Source organism: Streptomyces spinosus (assembly GCF_020400655.1).
GTDB classification, from domain to species: domain Bacteria; phylum Actinomycetota; class Actinomycetes; order Streptomycetales; family Streptomycetaceae; genus Streptomyces; species Streptomyces argyrophylli.
This window is the reverse complement of record NZ_JAINRC010000003.1, coordinates 296,834-315,639: the sequence shown is the minus strand read 5'-3', so window position 1 is coordinate 315,639 and position 18,806 is coordinate 296,834. Positions and strand designations below refer to the sequence as shown.

Below are 18,806 nucleotides of genomic sequence, written 5' to 3'. Positions count from 1 at the left end.
CATGCAAGCACGCTTGATTGTTTCTCCCCTCGCTGCCATGCTCCCCCTCATGGCCGACCCGACGCCCGTCATCGACGACCTGCGTGCCGAGAGCGGTGAACTCGACCGGCTCGTGGCCGAGTTGAGTCCCGACCAGTGGGCCCTGCCCACCCCGGCACCCGGCTGGACCGTCGCCCACCAGATCGCGCACCTCGCCTGGACCGACCACTCGGCCCTGCTGGCCGTCACCGACGCCGACGCCTTCCAGGCGCTGGTCGAGAAGGCGCTCGCCGCACCCGACGCGTTCGTGGGCGAGGGAGCGGAGGAGGGCGCCGTACTCCCGCCCGCCGACCTGCTGGCGGCCTGGCGCGCCGGACGCGCCGCCCTCGACCGGGCCCTGCGCGACGCACCGGCCGGCGCCCGTTTCCCCTGGTACGGCCCGCCCATGTCGGCCGCCTCCATGGCCACGGCCCGACTGATGGAGACCTGGGCCCACGGGCTGGACATCGCCGACGCGCTGGGTGTGGTGCGCCCACCCACCGACCGGCTCCGGCATGTGGCCCGGCTCGGGGTGCGGACCCGTGACTTCGCTTTCGGAGTGCACGGACTGACCCCGCCGGCCGAGGAGTTCCGGGTGGAACTGACCGCACCCTCAGGCCAGGTGTGGGCGTACGGCGACGAGCACGCCGCCCAGCGCGTCACCGGCCCCGCCCTCGACTTCTGCCTCCTGGTCACCCAGCGCGCCCACCGGGACGACCTCGCGCTGACGGCCGAGGGCCCGGACGCCGGCCGCTGGCTCGACATCGCCCAGGCGTTCGCGGGCCCGCCCGGCACCGGCCGCCCGCCGAAGGGGGCCGGCCGGTGAACCCGCTGCGCATCGGCAACTTCTCCGGCTTCTACGGCGACCGCGCGGACGCCCTGCGCGAGATGCTCACCGGCGGCGAGGCCGACGTCCTCACCGGTGACTACCTCGCCGAACTCACCATGCTCATCCTGGGCCGCGACCGGCTGAAGGACCCGGCCGCCGGCTACGCCCGCACCTTCCTGCGCCGGCTGGAGGACTGCCTGGGGCTCGCCCACGAACGCGGCGTGCGGATCGTCACCAACGCCGGCGGCCTCAACCCCGCCGGACTCGCCGGCCGGATACGGGAGCTGGCGGACCGGCTCGGCATCCCGGCGCGGGTCGCGCACGTCGAGGGCGACGACCTGACCGCCGCCCACCCGGGCGCCCTCGCCGCCCACGCCTACCTCGGCGGCTTCGGCATCGCCGCGTGCCTGCGGGCCGGCGCCGACGTGGTGGTCACCGGGCGGGTGACCGACGCCGCGCTCGTCACCGGCCCCGCCGCCGCCCACTTCGGCTGGGGGCCGGCGGACCACGACCGCCTCGCCGGCGCCGTCGTCGCCGGTCACGTGCTGGAGTGCGGGACCCAGGCCACGGGCGGCAACTACGCGTTCTTCGGCGAGGGGGACGTACGGCGTCCCGGCTTCCCGCTCGCCGAGGTCCACGCCGACGGCACCAGCGTGATCACCAAGCACCCGGGCACCGGCGGCTTCGTGGACGTGGGCACGGTCACCGCGCAACTGCTGTACGAGACCGGCGGCGCCCGCTACGCCGGGCCCGACGTCACCGCCCGGCTGGACACCGTACGGCTGAGCCAGGACGGACCGGACCGGGTGCGGATCGAGGGGGTGCGCGGGGAGGCGCCGCCGCCCACGCTCAAGGCCGGGGTCAACCGGCTCGGCGGCTTCCGCAACGAGGTCGTCTTCGTCCTGACCGGACTGGACATCGAGGCCAAGGCGGCCCTGGTGCGGGAGCAGCTCGCCGACGCGCTCGCCAAGTCGCCGCCGCGGGAGGTGCGCTGGGAACTGGTGCGCACCGACCGGGCCGACGCGGACACCGAGGAGACGGCCAGCGCGCTGCTGCGGCTCGTCGTCCGCGACCCGGACCAGCGGGTCGTGGGGCGGGCGCTCAGCGGGGCCGCCGTGGAGCTGGCCCTCGCCAGTTACCCCGGCTTCCATGTGCTCGCCCCACCCGGAAAGGGCGCCCCCTATGGGGTGTTCGAGGATGTGTACGTACCCCATGGGGACGTAGACCATATGGCCGTCCTCCACGACGGACGCCGTGTCCCCGTGCCGCCGCCCCAGGACACCCGGCCCCTCGACGCCGTACCGCCCCCGCCCCTTCCGGCACCCCTCCCGCCCGGCCCGGCCCGCCGGGCACCCCTCGGACTGGTCGCCGGGGCGCGCAGCGGGGACAAGGGCGGGAACGCCAACGTGGGGGTGTGGGCGCGGTCGGACGAGGCCTGGCGGTGGCTCGCCCACACCCTGACCACCGACGCCTTCCGGCAGTTGCTGCCCGAGACCCGCGACCTGCCCGTCACCCGGCACGTGCTGCCGAACCTGCGCGCGCTCAACTTCGTCGTCGAGGGCATCCTCGGCGCCGGAGTCGCCGCGCAGGCCCGCTTCGACCCGCAGGCCAAGGCCCTCGGCGAATGGCTGCGCTCCCGCCACCTGGACATCCCGGAGACTCTGCTGTGACGGTTCTGCGGACCGCTGTCGACCCCACCGGCCCCGACCACCAGGCCCACCGCGCGGCCATGCTCGCCAAGCTCGCCGAGCTGGAGACCGAGCACGCCAAGGCGCTCGCGGGGGGCGGTGAGAAGTACGTCCAGCGGCACCGGGCGCGCGGCAAGCTGCTGCCCCGCGAGCGCATCGAGCTGCTGCTGGACCCCGACACCCCGTTCCTGGAGCTGTCCCCGCTGGCCGCCTGGGGCAGCGAGTACCCCGTCGGCGCCTCCCTCGTCACCGGGATCGGCGTGGTCGAGGGCGTGGAGTGCCTGATCACCGCCAACGACCCGACCGTGCGCGGCGGCGCCAGCAACCCGTGGAGCCTGAGGAAGGCCCTGCGCGCGAACGACATCGCGCTCGCCAACCGGCTGCCCTGCATCAGCCTGGTGGAGTCGGGCGGCGCCGACCTGCCGTCCCAGAAGGAGATCTTCATCCCCGGCGGCGCCGTCTTCCGCGACCTGACCCGGCTGTCGGCCGCCGGCATCCCGACCATCGCCGTCGTCTTCGGCAACTCCACCGCCGGCGGCGCCTACATCCCCGGCATGTCCGATCACGTGATCATGGTCAAGGAGCGTGCGAAGGTGTTCCTCGGCGGGCCGCCGCTGGTGAAGATGGCGACCGGCGAGGAGAGCGACGACGAGTCGCTGGGCGGCGCCGAGATGCACGCGCGCGTGTCCGGCCTCGCCGACCACTTCGCCCTGGACGAGCCGGACGCGCTGCGCCAGGCCCGCCGGGTGGTGGCCCGCCTCAACCACCGCAAGGCGTACCCGGACCCCGGCCCGGCCGAGCCGCCCGCGTACGACCCGGAGGAACTGCTGGGCATCGTCCCCGGGGACCTGAGGATCCCGTTCGACCCGCGCGAGGTGATCGCCCGCGTCGTGGACGGCTCCGACTTCGACGAGTTCAAGCCGCTGTACGGCACCAGCCTGGTCACGGGCTGGGCGGCCCTGCACGGCTATCCGGTCGGCATCCTGGCCAACGCCCGGGGCGTCCTCTTCAGCGCCGAGTCGCAGAAGGCCGCCCAGTTCATCCAGCTCGCCAACCAGCGCGACATCCCGCTGCTGTTCCTGCACAACACCACCGGCTACATGGTCGGCAAGGAGTACGAGCAGGGCGGGATCATCAAGCACGGCGCGATGATGATCAACGCGGTCAGCAACAGCAGGGTCCCGCACCTGTCGGTCCTCATGGGCGCGTCGTACGGCGCCGGGCACTACGGCATGTGCGGCCGGGCCTACGACCCCCGCTTCCTGTTCGCCTGGCCCAGCGCCAAGTCCGCCGTCATGGGCCCGCAGCAGCTCGCCGGCGTGCTCTCGATCGTCGCCCGGCAGTCGGCGGCGGCCAAGGGACAGCCGTACGACGAGGACGCGGACGCGGCCCTGCGCGCCATGGTGGAGCAGCAGATCGAGTCCGAGTCGCTGCCCCTGTTCCTGTCCGGGCGGCTGTACGACGACGGCGTCATCGACCCGCGCGACACCCGCACCGTCCTCGGCCTGTGCCTCTCCGCCCTGCACACCGCCCCCTACGAGGGCGCGCGCGGTGGCTTCGGCGTCTTCCGGATGTGAGGGATCCCGTGATTTCCAGTGTGCTCGTCGCCAACCGGGGCGAGATCGCCTGCCGTGTCTTCCGCACCTGCCGCGCGTCGGGAATCCGGACGGTCGCGGTGCACTCCGACGCCGACGAGAACGCGCTCCACGCGCGCGTGGCCGACACGGCGGTACGGCTGCCGGGCGCGGCGCCCGCCGAGACGTACCTGCGCGGCGACCTGATCGTGAAGGCGGCCCTGGCGTCCGGCGCCGACGCCGTGCACCCCGGCTACGGCTTCCTCTCCGAGAACGCCGGCTTCGCCCGCGCCGTCCTCGACGCCGGCCTGGTCTGGATCGGCCCGCCCCCGGAGGCCATCGAGGCCATGGCGTCCAAGACCCGCGCCAAGCGGCTGCTCGGCATCGAACCCCTGCGGGAGGTGACCGAGGCCGACCTGCCCGTCCTGGTGAAGGCGGCGGCCGGCGGCGGAGGGCGCGGCATGCGGATCGTACGCCGCCTGGACGAGCTGCCGGCCGCGCTGGAGGGCGCGCGCGCCGAGGCCGCGAGCGCCTTCGGCGACGGCGAGGTGTTCGTGGAGCCGTACCTCGAGCACGGCCGCCACGTGGAGGTGCAGATCCTCGCCGACACCCACGGCACCGTCTGGGCGCTCGGCACCCGTGACTGCTCCCTCCAGCGCCGCCACCAGAAGGTCGTCGAGGAGGCCCCGGCGCCCGGGCTCCCCACGGCGCTCAGGCAGGAGCTGCGCACGCTGGCCGTACGCGCTGCCCGCGCCGTCTCCTACACCGGCGCGGGCACCGTCGAGTTCCTGGTCGCCGACGGCCGCGCCCACTTCCTGGAGATGAACACCCGCCTCCAGGTCGAACACCCCGTCACCGAGGCGGTCTTCGGCCTCGACCTGGTCGCGGAACAGATCCGGATCGCCGAGGGCCACGCCCTCGGCACCGAGCCCCCGCACGCGCGGGGCCACGCCGTCGAGGCCCGCCTCTACGCCGAGGACCCCGCCCGTGACTGGGCCCCCCAGACCGGCACCCTGCACCGCCTGGCCGTACCGGAAGGCGTCCGCCTGGACACGGGGTACACCGACGGCGACACCATCGGCGTCCACTACGATCCGATGCTCGCCAAGGTCGTCGCCCACGCCCCCACGCGCGCGGAGGCGGTCCGCAGGCTCGCGGGCGCGCTGGAGTCCGCCGTGGTCCACGGCCCGGTCACCAACCGCGACCTGCTCGTACGCTCCCTGCGCCACCCGGAGTTCACGAGCGGGCGCATGGACACCGGCTTCTACGACCGCCACCTCGGCGCCCTCACCGAACCCGCCCGCGACCCCCACGCCCCCCTGGCCGCCGCCCTCGCCGACGCCCACGGCCGCTCGCGCTTCGGCGGCTGGCGCAACGTCCCCTCGCAGCCGCAGGTGAAGCGGTACGAGACGGACGGCGAGGAGCACGAGGTCCGGTACCGGCACACCCGGGAGGGCCTGGCCGCCGACGGGGTCCGGGTCGTGCACGCCGACGCGGGCCTGGTGGTGCTCGAAGCGGACGGCGTTCGCCGCAGGTTCGAGGTGTCCCGGTACGGCGACCAGGTCCACGTCAACACCGTCCGCCTCACCGCCCTGCCCCGCTTCCCCGACCCGACGACCCAGCTCGCGCCGGGGTCCCTGGTGGCCCCGATGCCGGGCACGGTGGTCAGGATCGCCGAGGGCCTGACCGAAGGGGCAACGGTTCAGGCGGGCCAGGGCCTCATCTGGTTGGAGGCGATGAAGATGCAGCACCAGATCTCGGCCCCGGCGGCGGGCACGCTCAGCACGCTGAACGCCAGGCCCGGGCAGCAGGTGGAGCCCGGCACGGTGCTGGCGGTGGTGCAGCCGACCTGAGGGGCGCGGGGGACCGCGCGACCAGCCACCCACGACCCGCACGCGGAGGAACCGCATGACCACCCTCGTCGAATCCGAAGAACACAAGGCCCTGCGCGCGGCGGTGGCCGCGCTCGGCAAGCGCTACGGCCGCGACTACCTCACCCGCACCGTCGCCGAGGGCAAGCCGCCCACCGAGCTGTGGAGCGAGGCGGGGAAGCTCGGCTACCTCGGCGTCAACCTCCCGCAGGAGTACGGCGGCGGGGGCGCCGGCATAGCGGAACTCTCCATCGTGCTCGAAGAGCTGGGCGCCGCGGGCTCCCCCCTGCTGATGCTGGTCGTCTCACCGGCGATCTGCGGCACGGTGATCGCCCGCTTCGGCACGGAGGAGCAGAAGCGGGCCTGGCTCCCCGGACTCGCCGAGGGGAGCCGCCTCATGGCCTTCGGCATCACCGAGCCCGACGCCGGCTCCAACAGCCACCGCATCACCACCACGGCCCGCAGGGACGGCGCCGACTGGCTGCTCACCGGCCGCAAGGTGTTCATCTCCGGGGTCGACATGGCCGACGCCGTGCTGATCGTCGGCCGTACCGAGGACGCCCGCACCGGACGCCTCAAGCCCTGCCTGTTCATCGTCCCGACGGACGCGGAGGGCTTCCGCAAACGCCCGATCGACATGGAACTCAACGCCGCCGAGAAGCAGTTCGAGCTGGTCCTGGACGACGTACGGCTGCCCGCCGGGGCGCTCGTCGGCGAGGGAGAGGACGCGGGGCTCCTCCAGCTCTTCGCGGGGCTCAACCCCGAGCGGATCATGACCGCCGCGTTCGCCATCGGTATGGGCCGGTACGCGCTCGCCAAGGCCGTCGCGTACGCCCGCGACCGCACGGTGTGGAAAACCCCCATCGGCGCCCACCAGGCCATCGCGCACCCCCTGGCGCAGGCGCACATCGACCTGGAGCTGGCCCGGCTGATGATGCAGAAGGCGGCCCGTCTCTACGACGCCGGTGACGACATCGGCGCGGGCGAGGCCGCGAACATGGCCAAGTACGCGGCGGGCGAGGCCTGCGTGCGGGCCGTGGACCAGGCCGTGCACACCCTCGGCGGCAACGGGCTCACGCGCGAGTTCGGGCTCGCCTCGCTGATAACGGCCGCGCGCGTGTCTCGTATCGCCCCGGTGAGCCGGGAGATGATTCTCAACTACGTCTCCCACCAGACCCTGGGCCTGCCCAAGTCGTACTAGGACCTTCCGTTCGGATCACCCCGGGCTCGCGAGCCCCGGCACCGCTCCCTGATCCGGCCTGATCCGGCCTGATCCAGACGGAAGACCCTAGGCGCCCTGTGCGAGGAGGAACCGTGTTCCGCAGCGAGTACGCAGACGTTCCGCCCGTAGAACTCCCCATCCACGACGCCGTCCTGGGCCGGGCCGCCGACTTCGGCGACCAGCCGGCCCTCATCGACGGCACGGACGGCACCACCCTCACGTACGAGCAGGTGGACCGGTTCCACCGGCGCCTGGCCGCCGCCCTCGCCGAGACGGGTGTCCGCAAGGGCGACGTCCTCGCCCTGCACAGCCCCAACACGATCGCGTTCCCGACCGCCTTCTACGCCGCGACACGCGCGGGCGCCGCCGTCACCACCGTGCACCCGCTGGCCACCGCCGAGGAGTTCGCCCGGCAGCTCGGCGACAGCGCGGCCCGCTGGATCGTCACCGTCTCCCCGCTGCTGGAGACCGCCCGCCGGGCCGCCGAACTCGCGGGCGGCATACGGGAGATCCTCGTCTGCGACAGCGCGCCCGGCCACCGCTCGCTGGCCGACCTGCTCGCGACCACCGCCCCCGAGCCGGAGACCGGGATCGACCCGGCCGAGGACATCGCCGCGCTGCCGTACTCCTCCGGCACCACCGGCACCCCCAAGGGGGTCATGCTCACCCACCGGCAGATCGCCACCAACCTCGCCCAGCTGGAGCCCGCCGTCCCGGCCGGACCCGGCGACCGCATCCTCGCCGTCCTGCCGTTCTTCCACATCTACGGCCTCACCGCCCTGATGAACGCGCCCCTGCGCAAGGGCGCCACGGTCGTCGTGCTGCCGCGCTTCGAGCTGGAGACGTTCCTCGCCGCGATCGAGAAGCACCGCATCACCGGCCTGTACGTGGCCCCGCCGATCGTCCTCGCCCTCGCCAAGCACCCGGCGGTCAGCCGCTACGACCTCTCCTCGCTGCGGTACGTGATCAGCGCCGCCGCCCCGCTGGACGCCCGGCTCGCCGTCGCGTGCGCCGAGCGCCTCGGCCTGCCCCCGATCGGCCAGGCGTACGGCATGACGGAACTGTCCCCCGGCACCCATGTCGTCCCCCTGGACCGGCTGCGCGAGGCCCCCGCCGGCACGGTCGGCAGGCTCATCGCCGGCACCGAGATGCGGATCGTCTCCCTGGACGACCCCGGCAGGGACCTGGGCACCGGCGAGTCCGGCGAGATCCTGATCCGGGGCCCCCAGGTGATGAAGGGCTACCTCGGCCGCCCCGACGCCACCGCCGCGCTGATCGACGATGACGGCTGGCTGCACACCGGGGACGTCGGCCACGTCGACGCCGGCGGCTGGCTGTTCGTGGTCGACCGGGTGAAGGAACTGATCAAGTACAAGGGCTTCCAGGTGGCCCCCGCCGAACTGGAGGCGCTCCTGCTCACCCACCCGGAGATCGCCGACGCGGCCGTCATCGGCACGTACGACGCCGACGGCAACGAGGTCCCGCACGCCTTCGTCGTCCGCGCCCCCACCGCCGACGGCCTGACCGACGACGACGTCCTGCGGTACGTCGCCGAACGCGTCGCCCCGTACAAACGCGTCCGCCGGATCACCTTCATCGACACCGTCCCCCGCGCCGCCTCCGGCAAGATCCTGCGCCGACAGCTCAGGGAGCACACGTGACGCACCCGACCGCACGGATCGGCCGCACGCGCGCGCGTGCCGTCGACACCCTCAGCCTGGACTCCACGGGCACCCGCAACGCCCTGTCCGCCGCACTCGTCACGGAACTCGCCGAGGCCCTGACCGACTGCGGCGAGGACCCGGACGTACGGGCCGTGGTCCTCACCCACACCGGTACGACGTTCTGCGCCGGCGCCGACCTGCGCGACCCGCCCGACCCCGACGCCCTGGTGGCCCTGCTCCGGCAGATCGTGGAACTGCCCAAACCCGTCGTCGCCCGGGTCACCGGCCATGTCCGCGCAGGCGGCCTCGGCCTGCTCGCCGCCTGCGACATCGCCGTCGCCTCCGCCGGCGCCACCTTCGCCTTCACCGAGGTGCGCATCGGCGTGGCCCCCGCCGTGATCTCCCTGCCGGTGATCCCGCGCACCGACCCCCGCGCCCTGGCCCGCTACTACCTCACCGGCGAACGCCTCGGCCCGGCCGAGGCCGTGCGCCTGGGCCTGCTGACGGTGGCGGCGGACGACGTCGACGACGCCCTTGCCCCCGTCCTGGACGGCCTGCGCCGCTCCTGTCCGCAGGCCCTGGCCGAGACGAAACGGCTGCTCACGGCTAGGGTGCTGGAGACATTCGACCGGGACGCGGCCGAGCTGACCGCGCTCTCGGCCCGGCTGTTCTCCTCCTCCCAGGCCCGGGAGGGGATGACGGCCTTCCTGGAAAGACGTGATGCGGCATGGGTGGTGTGAGGACGACGGAACGGGAGCGCGTGCCCAAGCAGGACCGCAGCCGCGCCACCCGGCAGCGGCTCCTGGAAGCCGCCGTGGCCTGCCTCGCCGAGCGCGGCTGGGCGGGCTCCACGGTCGCCGTCGTGGCCGAGCGGGCCGGTGTCTCCCGGGGCGCCGCCCAGCACCACTTCCCGACCAGGGAAGACCTCTTCACCGCCGCCGTCGAGTACGTCTCCGAGGAACGCTCCCTCGCCCTGCGGGCCCTGTTCCCGGACGGCGCCGCCGACCGACGTGCCGTCGTGTCCGCCCTGGTCGACCTCTACACCGGCCCCCTGTTCCGGGCCGCCCTGCACCTGTGGGTCGCCGCCTCCGACGAGGAACCGCTGCGTCCGCGCGTGACCGAGCTGGAGGCCCGCGTCGGCCGCGAGACCCACCGCATCGCCGTCGACCTCCTGCGTGCCGACGAGTCCCGCCCCGGCGTCCGCGAGACCGTCCAAGGCCTGCTGGACATGGCCCGGGGCCTGGGCCTCGCCAACCTCCTGACCGACGACACCGCCCGCCGCGAACGGGTCGTCGCCCAGTGGGCGGCGCTGCTGGAGGAGGCACTGGGCTGAGGCCGGGCTGGGCCGAGGCCCGGCCCGGGATCATGCCGACGGCGCCGCCAGGGGGGCGCGTTACCCTTGGCCCATGCTTCCGATGCTCGTTCGCCGCCGCCACGTGGACTACGTGCGCGTCACGAGCATGGGCTGTCGGCGCCTGTCCGCCTGACCAGCCCCCTTCTTCTCTTCCTCCCTTTTTCCGGCACCCCGGGGGCCGCCACCATCCCTCGGCGGTCACCCGTGCCCCGTACACCCCGCGGACGCATCATGACCACGCACACAGTGACGTCGTACGACCAGCTTCCGATCATCGACCTGTCGGCCGCCGACGGCGACCCGCAGGCCCGCGCCCTGCTCCACGCCCAGCTGCACAGCGCCGCCCACGACGTCGGCTTCTTCCAGCTCGTCGGCCACGGAGTGACCCGCGCGGAGACCGACGCGCTGCTCACCGCCATGCGCGCCTTCTTCGCCCTCCCCGAGGCCGACCGGCTCGCCCTGGACAACGTCGGCTCCCCGCACTTCCGGGGCTACACCCGCACCGGCGACGAGCGCACCGGCGGCGCCCGCGACTGGCGCGACCAGCTCGACATCGGCGCCGAACGCCCCGCCCGTGTCCCCGGCCCCGGCGAGCCGCCGTACTGGTGGCTCCAGGGTCCCAACCAGTGGCCGGACGCCCTGCCGGGACTCCGCACGGCCGCCCTCGCCTGGATCGACAAGCTGAGCGGGGTCGCCCACCGGCTCCTGCGGGAACTGCTGACCGCCATCGGCGCCCCGGCCGGCTTCTACGACCCGGTCTTCGGCGACCACGCCCACCCGCACCTCAAGCTCGTCCGCTACCCCGGCAGCGCGGACGACGGCACCGGCCAGGGCGTCGGCGCCCACAAGGACTACGGTTTCCTGACCCTGCTCCTCCAGGACGCGGTCGGCGGTCTCCAGGTGCAGCGCGAGGACGGCCGCTTCCACGACGTCCCGCCCATCGAGGGCGCGTTCGTGGTCAACCTCGGCGAACTCCTGGAGGTCGCCACCAACGGCTACCTGCTGGCCACCAACCACCGGGTCGTCAGCCCGCCCGGCGCCACCGAGCGGTTCTCGGTCCCGTTCTTCTACAACCCCCGCCTGGACGCGCGGATCGAGCCGCTCCCCTTCCCGCACGCGGCGAAGGCCCCCGGCGTCACGACGGATCCGGCGAACCCGCTGTACGCCGAGTACGGCTACAACGAACTCAAGGGCAAGCTGAGGGCCCACCCGCTGGTGGCGCGGCGACACCACGGCAACCTGTTGACCCCGGCGTGATCGACCCCCTGGGGCGCGGGGCTGTGCCCACGCGCCCCGGCCACCCCTCTCAGTGGGCGATGTCCGCGTACCCCTCGATGTCCTGGGGCCGACGCGGCCCCGGCCCCACGTACCGGGCAGAAGGCCGCACGAGCCGCCCCGTCCGCTTCTGCTCGAGGATGTGCGCCGACCACCCGGCCGTACGGGCGCACGTGAACATCGACGTGAACATGTGCGCCGGAACCTCGGCGAAGTCCAGCATGATCGCAGCCCAGAACTCCACGTTGGTGGCGAGCACCCGGTCCGGCCGCCGGTTGTGCAGCTCCTCCAGCGCGGCCTTCTCCAGCGCCTCGGCGATCTCGAACCGCGGCGCCCCCAGTTCCCTCGCCGTACGCCGCAGCACCCGGGCCCGGGGGTCCTCGGCCCGGTACACCCGGTGCCCGAACCCCATCAGGCGCTCGCCCCGGTCGAGCGCCTGCTTGACGTACGCCTCCGCGTCCCCCGTGCGCTCGATCTCCTCGATCATCCCGAGCACGCGCGAGGGCGCGCCGCCGTGCAGCGGCCCGGACATGGCGCCCACCGCCCCGGACAGCGCCGCGGCGACGTCCGCGCCGGTGGAGGCGATGACCCGGGCGGTGAAGGTGGACGCGTTCATGCCGTGCTCGGCGGCGGAGGTCCAGTAGGCGTCCACGGCCGCCACGTGCTTGGGGTCCGGCTCGCCCCGCCACCGGATCATGAACCGCTCCACGACCGAGTTCGCCTTGTCGATCTCCCGCTGCGGCACCATCGGCAGCCCCTGGCCGCGCGCGGACTGGGCGACGTACGACAGGGCCATGACCGCGGCCCGCGCCAGGTCCTCCCGGGCCTGCCCCTCGTCGATGTCGAGCAGGGGCCGCAGCCCCCACACGGGGGCGAGCATGGCGAGCGCCGACTGGACGTCCACGCGGATGTCGCCGGAGTGCACGGGGATCGGGAACGGCTCGGCGGGCGGCAGACCGGGGTTGAAGGCGCCGTCGACCAGCAGCCCCCACACGTTGCCGAAGGAGACGTGGCCGACCAGGTCCTCGATGTCGACGCCCCGGTAGCGCAGGGCGCCGCCCTCCTTGTCCGGTTCGGCGATCTCCGTCTCGAACGCGACGACTCCTTCGAGCCCGGGTACGAAGTCGGACATCAGGCGGCTCCTCGTGATGTGCGGGCGGCGGTCACCCCGGTGATGCCCCGATCTGCCGGCGGTCACCCGTGGTCAACCCAACCGCAAAGGGAGCAGCACGATAACCCCCGGTGCCATAGATGGGGAGACCACGCGACACTGAGTGCCATACCCGTTCGATACGGCAGGATGACCGCGTGACCGACCGTGACCCGCTCCTGGATCCCGTCCTCGATCCCGCCGCCATGCGCAAGCAGTACCGGGCCGACGGCCTCGCCGAACAGGACCTCGCCACCCACCCGATGGACCAGTTCACCCGGTGGTTCGAGGACGCCGCCCGCGCGGCCCTGCACGGCACGCTGTACGAGCCCAACGCGATGGTCGTCTCCACGGCCGACGCCGAGGGCCGCCCCAGCTCACGCACGGTGCTGATGAAGCAGTACGACACCGACGGCTTCGTCTTCTTCACCAACTACGACTCCCGCAAGGGCCGTGACCTGACGCAGAACCCGCACGTCGCGCTGCTCTTCCCCTGGCACCCGCTGGCCCGCCAGGTCATCGTCACCGGCACCGCCCGGCGCACCGGCCGCGACGAGACCGCCGCCTACTTCCGCACCCGCCCGCACGGCTCCCAGCTCGGCGCCTGGGCCAGCGCCCAGTCCTCGGTGATCGGCTCGCGCACGGAGCTGGACACGGCCTACGCCGCGCTGGAGGCCCGCTACCCGGAGGACGAACAGGTCCCGGTCCCCCCGCACTGGGGCGGTTTCCGCGTCACCCCGGAGACGATCGAGTTCTGGCAGGGCCGCGAGAACCGCCTCCACGACCGCCTGCGCTACGTCGCCCGGCCGGACGGCACCTGGAAGGTCGAACGCCTCAGCCCCTGAGCCGGGGGCCCGGCGGACACGGGCGGGAACGCAGACGACCCGCGGGCTGGGTTCCTCAAGGAGGAGCCGGCCGGACGTACCGGCAGCCCGCGGGTCGGGTGACTGCTTGGGATTGGGCCGGCTGCACGCACTGTTCGCGTGCTGGTCCGGCACCGCACATGGTGTGGGGACGGGCCGCTAGCCCGCAGCCACCTCACGCGTCCGGTTCTCATACATCTGCCGAACCACCTCCCTTCTCGTGTAACCGACACCCTAGGAAACCGCCGCGACGGGCTCAACTGTTTTTTTCCCGCGCCGCCCGCCGGCCGGCGCGGCGGCTGGTATAGGTGCTCGCGTGACGGATCTTCGAATAGCGGGCGTCGACGGCGACGGGATGCTCGAACAGTGGCGGCACGTCCACAACGCGGTCGTGCCGCCCGCCGCGATGTCCGCGCAGGAGGCGCGCGAGCGGCAGGGGCGGTACCGGCTGGCGAACGCGTATCTCGGCGAGGTGCTCGTCGGGTGTTCGACCGTGCGTCCGCCGGCGGGGGAGCGGAAGGTGGCGACCGTCATCGCGCGCGTGCTGCCCGGGTTCCGGCGGCGGGGCTTCGGCACGGCGATCCACGACGAGGCGCTGGCCCACGCGCGCCTGCTGGGGGCGGAGAGCGTCGAGACGTGCGTGCTGGCGGTCAACGAGGACGGGCTGCGGTTCGCCGAGCGGCACGGGTATGCGGAGATCGACCGGTATGTGCTCGACGGCGAGCGCGACGAGTGGGTGGACCTGCGGCTCTCACCGGGCGGCCCTCGGCATTGATCCCCGCAATCTTGCGGGAACAGGGTGTGGGGTGTGTCACGTTCCAGTTGAATGAGGGGAAGTGAGCGAACCGAGCGTGCGTGTGCGGACGCGGTCTCCAGGGGGTCCAGGTGAGTGCTTCGCGGCGGAGTGGGACCACTGACGAGCTGGGGCCGGACGAGCCCGGTGAGTCCGGCGGCTCCGACCTGCTCGCCGCGCTGCTCGACGGCATGGACGCGGCGCTGTGCGCCTTCGACGCCGACGGGGTCGTGACCCACTGGAACCGGGAGGCCGAGCGGATCCTCGGCTGGACGGCCGGCGAGGCCGTCGGACGGCGCGGCTTCGCCGGCTGGGCCGTGCGCAGCGCCGACGCCGAGGAGGTGCAGGCCCGGCTGATGTCGGCGATGCGGGCGCCGGGCCGCCAGGTGCACGAGTTCGCCCTGGTCACCAAGGGCGGCGGACGGGTGCTCGTGCGCACGCAGTCGGCCGCCGTGCGCGGACCCGACGGCACCCCCGCGGGGGTGTACTGCGCGTTCAGCGAGGTGCACGCCCAGATCGACCTGGAGCGGTCGATCGCGCTGAGCGAGGCGCTGTTCGAGGACGCGTCCTGGGGGGTCGTCCTGGTCGACGCCGACCTGCGGCCCGCCTTGGTGAACGCGCACGCGGCGCGGGCGCTGGGAGTGGGGCGCACGTCCGTGCTGGGACGTCCGCTGGGCGAGCTGCTCGCCCAGGGCGTGGAGGAGCTGGAGGCCGCGCTGACCCACGTCCTCGCCGAGGGCGCGCCGCCGGCCCCGGCCGAGATGTGGGTGACCGTCCGCGCCCCGGAGGGCGAGAAGCGGCGCTGCTGGCGCAGCGGGTTCCTGCGGCTGTCCTCGCCGCTCGCCGAGGAGCCGGTGCCGCTCGGCGTGGGGTGGCTGTTCGAGGACGTCACCGAGGCCAAGCAGGGGGAGCAGGAGGCGGCCCTGCTGCGGTTCCGGACGAATCAGCTGCACCGGGCGGCGCGGGCCGCGGCCGAGTGCGAGGACCCGGCGGAGGCGGCCACCGTCCACCTGGACTTCGCCCTCGCCGGCTTCGCCGACCATGCCCTCGTCGACCGGGTGGCGGACCCGCGCGCGCAGGACGCCGGCGGCCCGGGTCCGGTACGGCTGGTACGGCTCGCGGCCACGCCCGCCGGGGCGCCGGGCCCGAGTCTGTTCACGGGCGCGGCCGGGCTTCCGCTGCGCTACCCGGAGGGCCACCCGGCGCTGAGGTGTGTGGAGCGGGGCGGCACCGTGCGCGCGGACGCCGGACCGGTCTCCGCGCAGCGGGCGCGGGAGTGGGCGTCGCAGCGCCAGTGGCCCGGCGACGCGGTGCACGCCCTGTGCGCGGTGCTGCGCAGCCGGGGCCGGACGCTGGGCGTCGTGACGTTCCTGCGCGGGTCCGGCCGCAGCCGCTTCGAGCGCTCCGACACGGCGTACGCGGAGGACGTGGCCGTGCGGATCGCGACGGCACTGGACCTGGCGGACACACTGCGCGGCCGGCCGGAGGAACGCACCGGCTGACGGCCGCGGGGCGCTGTCAGTGCCGGTAGAAGATCCGGTCGCCGTACTCCGTCATCACCCGGGCGTTCCAGTCGTGTCCGCCGTCGACGTTGCCGGAGCGCAGCAGCGGGGGTTCGACGCCACGGTCGGCGAGGGTGGCGGCGGCGGTCGCCATGACGGCCTGCATCAGGGCGCTGGTGACGACCGTGGACGCGGGGGCGAAGGGGGCCGGGATGGTGTCCAGGGTGAGTTCCGCGTCCCCGACGGCGATCTTCGAGTCGAGGACGACGTCGCAGTGGTCCTTGAGGAAGGTGCCGGAGGAGTGCCGGGACGTCGTCTGCGAGGCGTACGCCACCGAGGTGACGCCGATGACCCTCACGCCGAGGGAGCGGGCGGTGAGGGCCATCTCCACGGGCAGCGCGTTGCGGCCGGACAGGGAGACGATCACAAGGGCGTCACCGGCGCGCAGCGGCGAGGTCCCGAGGACGGCGCTCGCGAGGCCGTCGACGCGTTCGAGGGCGGAGCCGAGGGTGGCCGGGGTGACGTCGACGCCGACGACGCCGGGGACGGCGAGCAGGTTCATCAGGGCCAGGCCGCCCGCGCGGTAGACGACGTCCTGGGCGGCCAGGGAGGAGTGCCCGGCGCCGAAGGCGAACAGGCGGCCACCAGCCGCGACGGTGTCGGCGAGCAGGGTGCCGGCCGCGGTGATCGCCCCGGCCTCCTCGTCGCGGACCCGGTGCAGCAGGCCGATGGCGGCGTCGAAGAACAGGTCGGCAGGCGTGCCGTCGCTCATGCGGTGCCCCTTCGCAGCGTCTGTGTCGCGGATCACCGTGCGGTCTGGACCAGTGCGGTGTCAATACGGCCGGGCGGACCACCGTGAAGGCGGCGCGGACTCCACCCGCGTCCGCCCCCGGGACCGCCCCGGCACCCGCGACCCGGCCCCGTTTTCCCGGTGCCGCCCGCTTGTCAGTGGGATCCGGCAGAATTGGTGCCAGGGCCAGCGCACGCGGCCGGCTGCCGGCAGAGGTAATCGAGGGGCACGTATGTCCGGACTGATCGACACCACGGAGATGTATCTCCGCACCATCCTCGAACTCGAAGAGGAAGGCGTCGTGCCCATGCGCGCCCGCATCGCGGAGCGGCTGGACCAGAGTGGACCGACGGTGAGCCAGACGGTCGCGCGGATGGAGCGCGACGGCCTGGTCTCCGTGGCCAGCGACCGGCATCTGGAGCTGACGGACGAGGGCCGCCGGCTGGCGACCCGCGTGATGCGCAAGCACCGTCTGGCCGAGTGCCTGCTCGTCGACGTGATCGGCCTGGAGTGGGAGCAGGTGCACGCGGAGGCGTGCCGCTGGGAGCACGTGATGAGCGAGGCCGTCGAGCGCCGTGTGCTGGAGCTGCTGCGGCACCCCACCGAGTCGCCGTACGGCAACCCCATCCCGGGCCTGGAGGAGCTGGGCGAGAAGGACGGCGCGGACCCGTTCCTGGACGAGAGCATGGTGTCGCTGGCCGATCTGGACCCGGGCTCGGACGGCAAGACGGTCGTGGTCCGTCGTATCGGTGAGCCGATCCAGACGGACGCGCAGCTGATGTACACGCTGCGGCGCGCGGGTGTGCAGCCCGGTTCGGTGGTGAGCGTGACGGAGTCGCCCGGCGGCGTGCTGGTGGGCAGCGGCGGCGAGGCGGCCGAACTGGAGGCGGACACCGCCTCCCACGTGTTCGTCGCCAAGCGCTGAGACGGAGAGGGCCCCGGCGCTTGCGCGCCGGGGCCTGTCCTCCCCTGTGCTGACCCGGAGCCCCGAGCTCTCAGGGTCATCCCCTCGGACCGGCTTTTCCCCGAGCGGTCCGCCTCCCGCCAGAGAACATCCCCTCGGCTGAGGCGATCATTCCCTGAGGGGTGTCACTCAAATGAGGGGTGTTGTCCGCGGAGAAGCAATTTTCGAATAGGTATTCGATAGCCTGAAACAGCTGGACGACGAGGACGGCGGAGCTGGGGGGCCAGGTCAGATGGCACGGCGTATCGATGTGACGGGAGCGGGCGGGGTGCGCCTGGCCGCCTGGGAGTTCGCCGACCCTCCGAAACCGGCGGCGGATCAGGATGCCGAGGGCGAGGCGAACCCGGGCGTTCCGGGCGTCCTCTTACTCCACGGTCTGATGGGCCGCGCCTCCCACTGGGCGCCCACCGCCCGCTGGCTCGCCGGCCGCCACCGCGCCGTGGCGCTCGACCAGCGAGGCCACGGCCAGAGTGAGAAGCCCCCGCGCGCCGCGTACACCCGCGAGGCCTACGTCGAGGACGCGGAGGCCGCCGTGGAGCAGCTCGGTCTCGCCCCCGTCCTGCTCATCGGCCACGCCATGGGCGCGCTGACCGCCTGGCAGCTCGCCGCGAAGCGCCCCGATCTGGTGCGCGGCCTGATCATCTGCGACATGCGCGCCTCCGCCCTCGGCGGGGCCTCGCAGCGCGAGTGGGCCGACTGGTTCCGGTCCTGGCCCGTCCCCTTCGCCAGCCTGGCCGACGTCCGCAAGTGGTTCGGCGAGGACGACCCCTGGGTGGAGCGCCCGAACCCCGCCCGCGGCTCCTTCTACGCCGAGGTGATGCACGAGTGCGAGGACGGCTGGCGGCCCGTCTTCGACCCCGAACAGATGCTCAGCTCCCGCGAGACGTGGGTCCACGACGCCCACTGGGAGGAGCTGGCCCAGGTGCGGTGCCCGACGCTGGTGGTGCGCGGCGTGGACGGCGAGCTGGGGCGGGCGGAGGCCCAGGAGATGGTGCGGGTGCTGCCGCGCGGGCAGTACGCGGAGGTCCCGGACGCGGGACACCTGGCCCACTACGACCAGCCGGTGGCTTGGCGGGCGGCCGTCTCGCCGTTCCTCGACGGCTTGCCCGGGGCTGAACGGCTGAGCGGCTGAGCGTCTGCCGGGTCGTTCTCTCACCGGCGGCTGCGGGCCGTCACCGGCCGATCGCGCAGTTCCCCGCGCCCCTTCAGGGGCGCGGGGAACTGCGCGAGTACGCACCACTCACCCGCA

16 protein-coding genes are annotated in these 18,806 nt (G+C 73.6%); 14 read left to right on the top strand and 2 right to left on the bottom strand.

Features of this window, described 5'->3' with window-relative positions:
- Positions 1–49 precede the first annotated feature (49 nt).
- The 9 genes from LG395_RS08325 to LG395_RS08285 all read left to right on the top strand — a co-directional run bounded on the left by LG395_RS08325 (position 50) and on the right by LG395_RS08285 (position 11,477).
- Positions 50–844, top strand: a complete 795-nt coding sequence (locus tag LG395_RS08325; RefSeq protein ID WP_225808954.1) for a TIGR03084 family metal-binding protein — start codon at positions 50–52, stop codon at positions 842–844.
- A complete protein-coding gene (locus LG395_RS08320; RefSeq protein ID WP_225808953.1) occupies positions 841–2,517 on the top strand; it encodes an acyclic terpene utilization AtuA family protein in 1,677 nt (558 codons plus the stop codon). Before LG395_RS08325 ends, LG395_RS08320 begins: the two co-directional genes overlap by 4 nt.
- A complete protein-coding gene (locus tag LG395_RS08315; protein WP_171155266.1) occupies positions 2,514–4,112 on the top strand; it encodes an acyl-CoA carboxylase subunit beta in 1,599 nt (532 codons plus the stop codon). Before LG395_RS08320 ends, LG395_RS08315 begins: the two co-directional genes overlap by 4 nt.
- 8 nt (positions 4,113–4,120) lie before the next feature.
- Complete coding sequence (locus tag LG395_RS08310; RefSeq protein WP_225808952.1) at positions 4,121–5,962, top strand: acetyl/propionyl/methylcrotonyl-CoA carboxylase subunit alpha; 1,842 nt, start codon at positions 4,121–4,123, stop codon at positions 5,960–5,962.
- Positions 5,963–6,017: 55 nt separating this feature from the next.
- A complete protein-coding gene (locus LG395_RS08305; protein ID WP_171155270.1) occupies positions 6,018–7,181 on the top strand; it encodes an acyl-CoA dehydrogenase family protein in 1,164 nt (387 codons plus the stop codon).
- A gap of 113 nt (positions 7,182–7,294) precedes the next feature.
- On the top strand, positions 7,295–8,863 hold the full coding sequence (locus tag LG395_RS08300) for a 4-coumarate--CoA ligase family protein (protein WP_225808951.1): 1,569 nt from the start codon (positions 7,295–7,297) through the stop codon (positions 8,861–8,863).
- Positions 8,860–9,606, top strand: coding sequence for an enoyl-CoA hydratase family protein (locus LG395_RS08295; protein WP_225808950.1), 747 nt, complete (start codon positions 8,860–8,862; stop codon positions 9,604–9,606). The genes LG395_RS08300 and LG395_RS08295 overlap by 4 nt, the downstream gene beginning before the upstream one ends.
- Positions 9,594–10,199 carry a TetR/AcrR family transcriptional regulator gene (locus LG395_RS08290; protein WP_171155276.1) on the top strand — a complete coding sequence of 202 codons (606 nt, stop codon included), beginning with the start codon at positions 9,594–9,596 and terminating at the stop codon, positions 10,197–10,199. Before LG395_RS08295 ends, LG395_RS08290 begins: the two co-directional genes overlap by 13 nt.
- A gap of 252 nt (positions 10,200–10,451) precedes the next feature.
- Positions 10,452–11,477 (top strand): isopenicillin N synthase family dioxygenase, encoded by a 1,026-nt coding sequence (locus LG395_RS08285; protein WP_225808949.1) that lies wholly within the window; start codon positions 10,452–10,454, stop codon positions 11,475–11,477.
- 49 nt (positions 11,478–11,526) lie between these two features.
- Here LG395_RS08285 and LG395_RS08280 read toward each other — a convergent pair whose 3' ends face one another.
- Positions 11,527–12,627, bottom strand: coding sequence for a citrate synthase 2 (locus LG395_RS08280; protein WP_171155279.1), 1,101 nt, complete (start codon positions 12,625–12,627; stop codon positions 11,527–11,529).
- Between the two features lie 176 nt (positions 12,628–12,803).
- Between LG395_RS08280 and pdxH the strand changes: the two genes are divergently transcribed.
- The 3 genes from pdxH (at position 12,804) to LG395_RS08265 (ending at position 15,803) form a co-directional block, all read left to right on the top strand.
- The gene (pdxH, locus tag LG395_RS08275; RefSeq protein ID WP_225808948.1) at positions 12,804–13,490 is read left to right on the top strand and encodes a pyridoxamine 5'-phosphate oxidase; all 687 of its coding nucleotides are present in this window, start codon (positions 12,804–12,806) and stop codon (positions 13,488–13,490) included.
- Positions 13,491–13,824: 334 nt separating this feature from the next.
- A complete protein-coding gene (locus LG395_RS08270; protein WP_225808947.1) occupies positions 13,825–14,283 on the top strand; it encodes a GNAT family N-acetyltransferase in 459 nt (152 codons plus the stop codon).
- A gap of 110 nt (positions 14,284–14,393) precedes the next feature.
- A complete protein-coding gene (locus LG395_RS08265) occupies positions 14,394–15,803 on the top strand; it encodes a PAS domain-containing protein (RefSeq protein ID WP_225808946.1) in 1,410 nt (469 codons plus the stop codon).
- A gap of 16 nt (positions 15,804–15,819) precedes the next feature.
- Here the strand turns inward: LG395_RS08265 and LG395_RS08260 are convergent, their stop codons facing one another.
- The gene (locus tag LG395_RS08260; protein ID WP_225808945.1) at positions 15,820–16,575 is read right to left on the bottom strand and encodes an SIS domain-containing protein; all 756 of its coding nucleotides are present in this window, start codon (positions 16,573–16,575) and stop codon (positions 15,820–15,822) included.
- Between the two features lie 250 nt (positions 16,576–16,825).
- Here LG395_RS08260 and LG395_RS08255 point away from each other — a divergent pair, with 250 nt between their 5' ends.
- Positions 16,826–17,518: an iron-dependent transcriptional repressor DtxR gene (locus LG395_RS08255; protein ID WP_014673345.1), complete on the top strand. Its 693-nt coding sequence runs from the start codon at positions 16,826–16,828 to the stop codon at positions 17,516–17,518.
- A gap of 271 nt (positions 17,519–17,789) precedes the next feature.
- A complete protein-coding gene (locus LG395_RS08250) occupies positions 17,790–18,689 on the top strand; it encodes an alpha/beta fold hydrolase (RefSeq protein WP_171155289.1) in 900 nt (299 codons plus the stop codon).
- Positions 18,690–18,806: the final 117 nt, after the last annotated feature.

Bases quoted from the DNA above. Each gene is read 5' to 3' on its own strand.
- LG395_RS08325 (WP_225808954.1), top strand. From the start codon at position 50: ATGGCCGACCCGACGCCCGTCATCGACGACCTGCGTGCCGAGAGCGGT.
- LG395_RS08305 (WP_171155270.1), top strand. From the start codon at position 6,018: ATGACCACCCTCGTCGAATCCGAAGAACACAAGGCCCTGCGCGCGGCG.
- LG395_RS08290 (WP_171155276.1), top strand. From the start codon at position 9,594: ATGGGTGGTGTGAGGACGACGGAACGGGAGCGCGTGCCCAAGCAGGAC.
- LG395_RS08285 (WP_225808949.1), top strand. From the start codon at position 10,452: ATGACCACGCACACAGTGACGTCGTACGACCAGCTTCCGATCATCGAC.
- LG395_RS08280 (WP_171155279.1), bottom strand. From the start codon at position 12,627: ATGTCCGACTTCGTACCCGGGCTCGAAGGAGTCGTCGCGTTCGAGACG.
- LG395_RS08260 (WP_225808945.1), bottom strand. From the start codon at position 16,575: ATGAGCGACGGCACGCCTGCCGACCTGTTCTTCGACGCCGCCATCGGC.
- LG395_RS08255 (WP_014673345.1), top strand. From the start codon at position 16,826: ATGTCCGGACTGATCGACACCACGGAGATGTATCTCCGCACCATCCTC.
- LG395_RS08250 (WP_171155289.1), top strand. From the start codon at position 17,790: ATGGCACGGCGTATCGATGTGACGGGAGCGGGCGGGGTGCGCCTGGCC.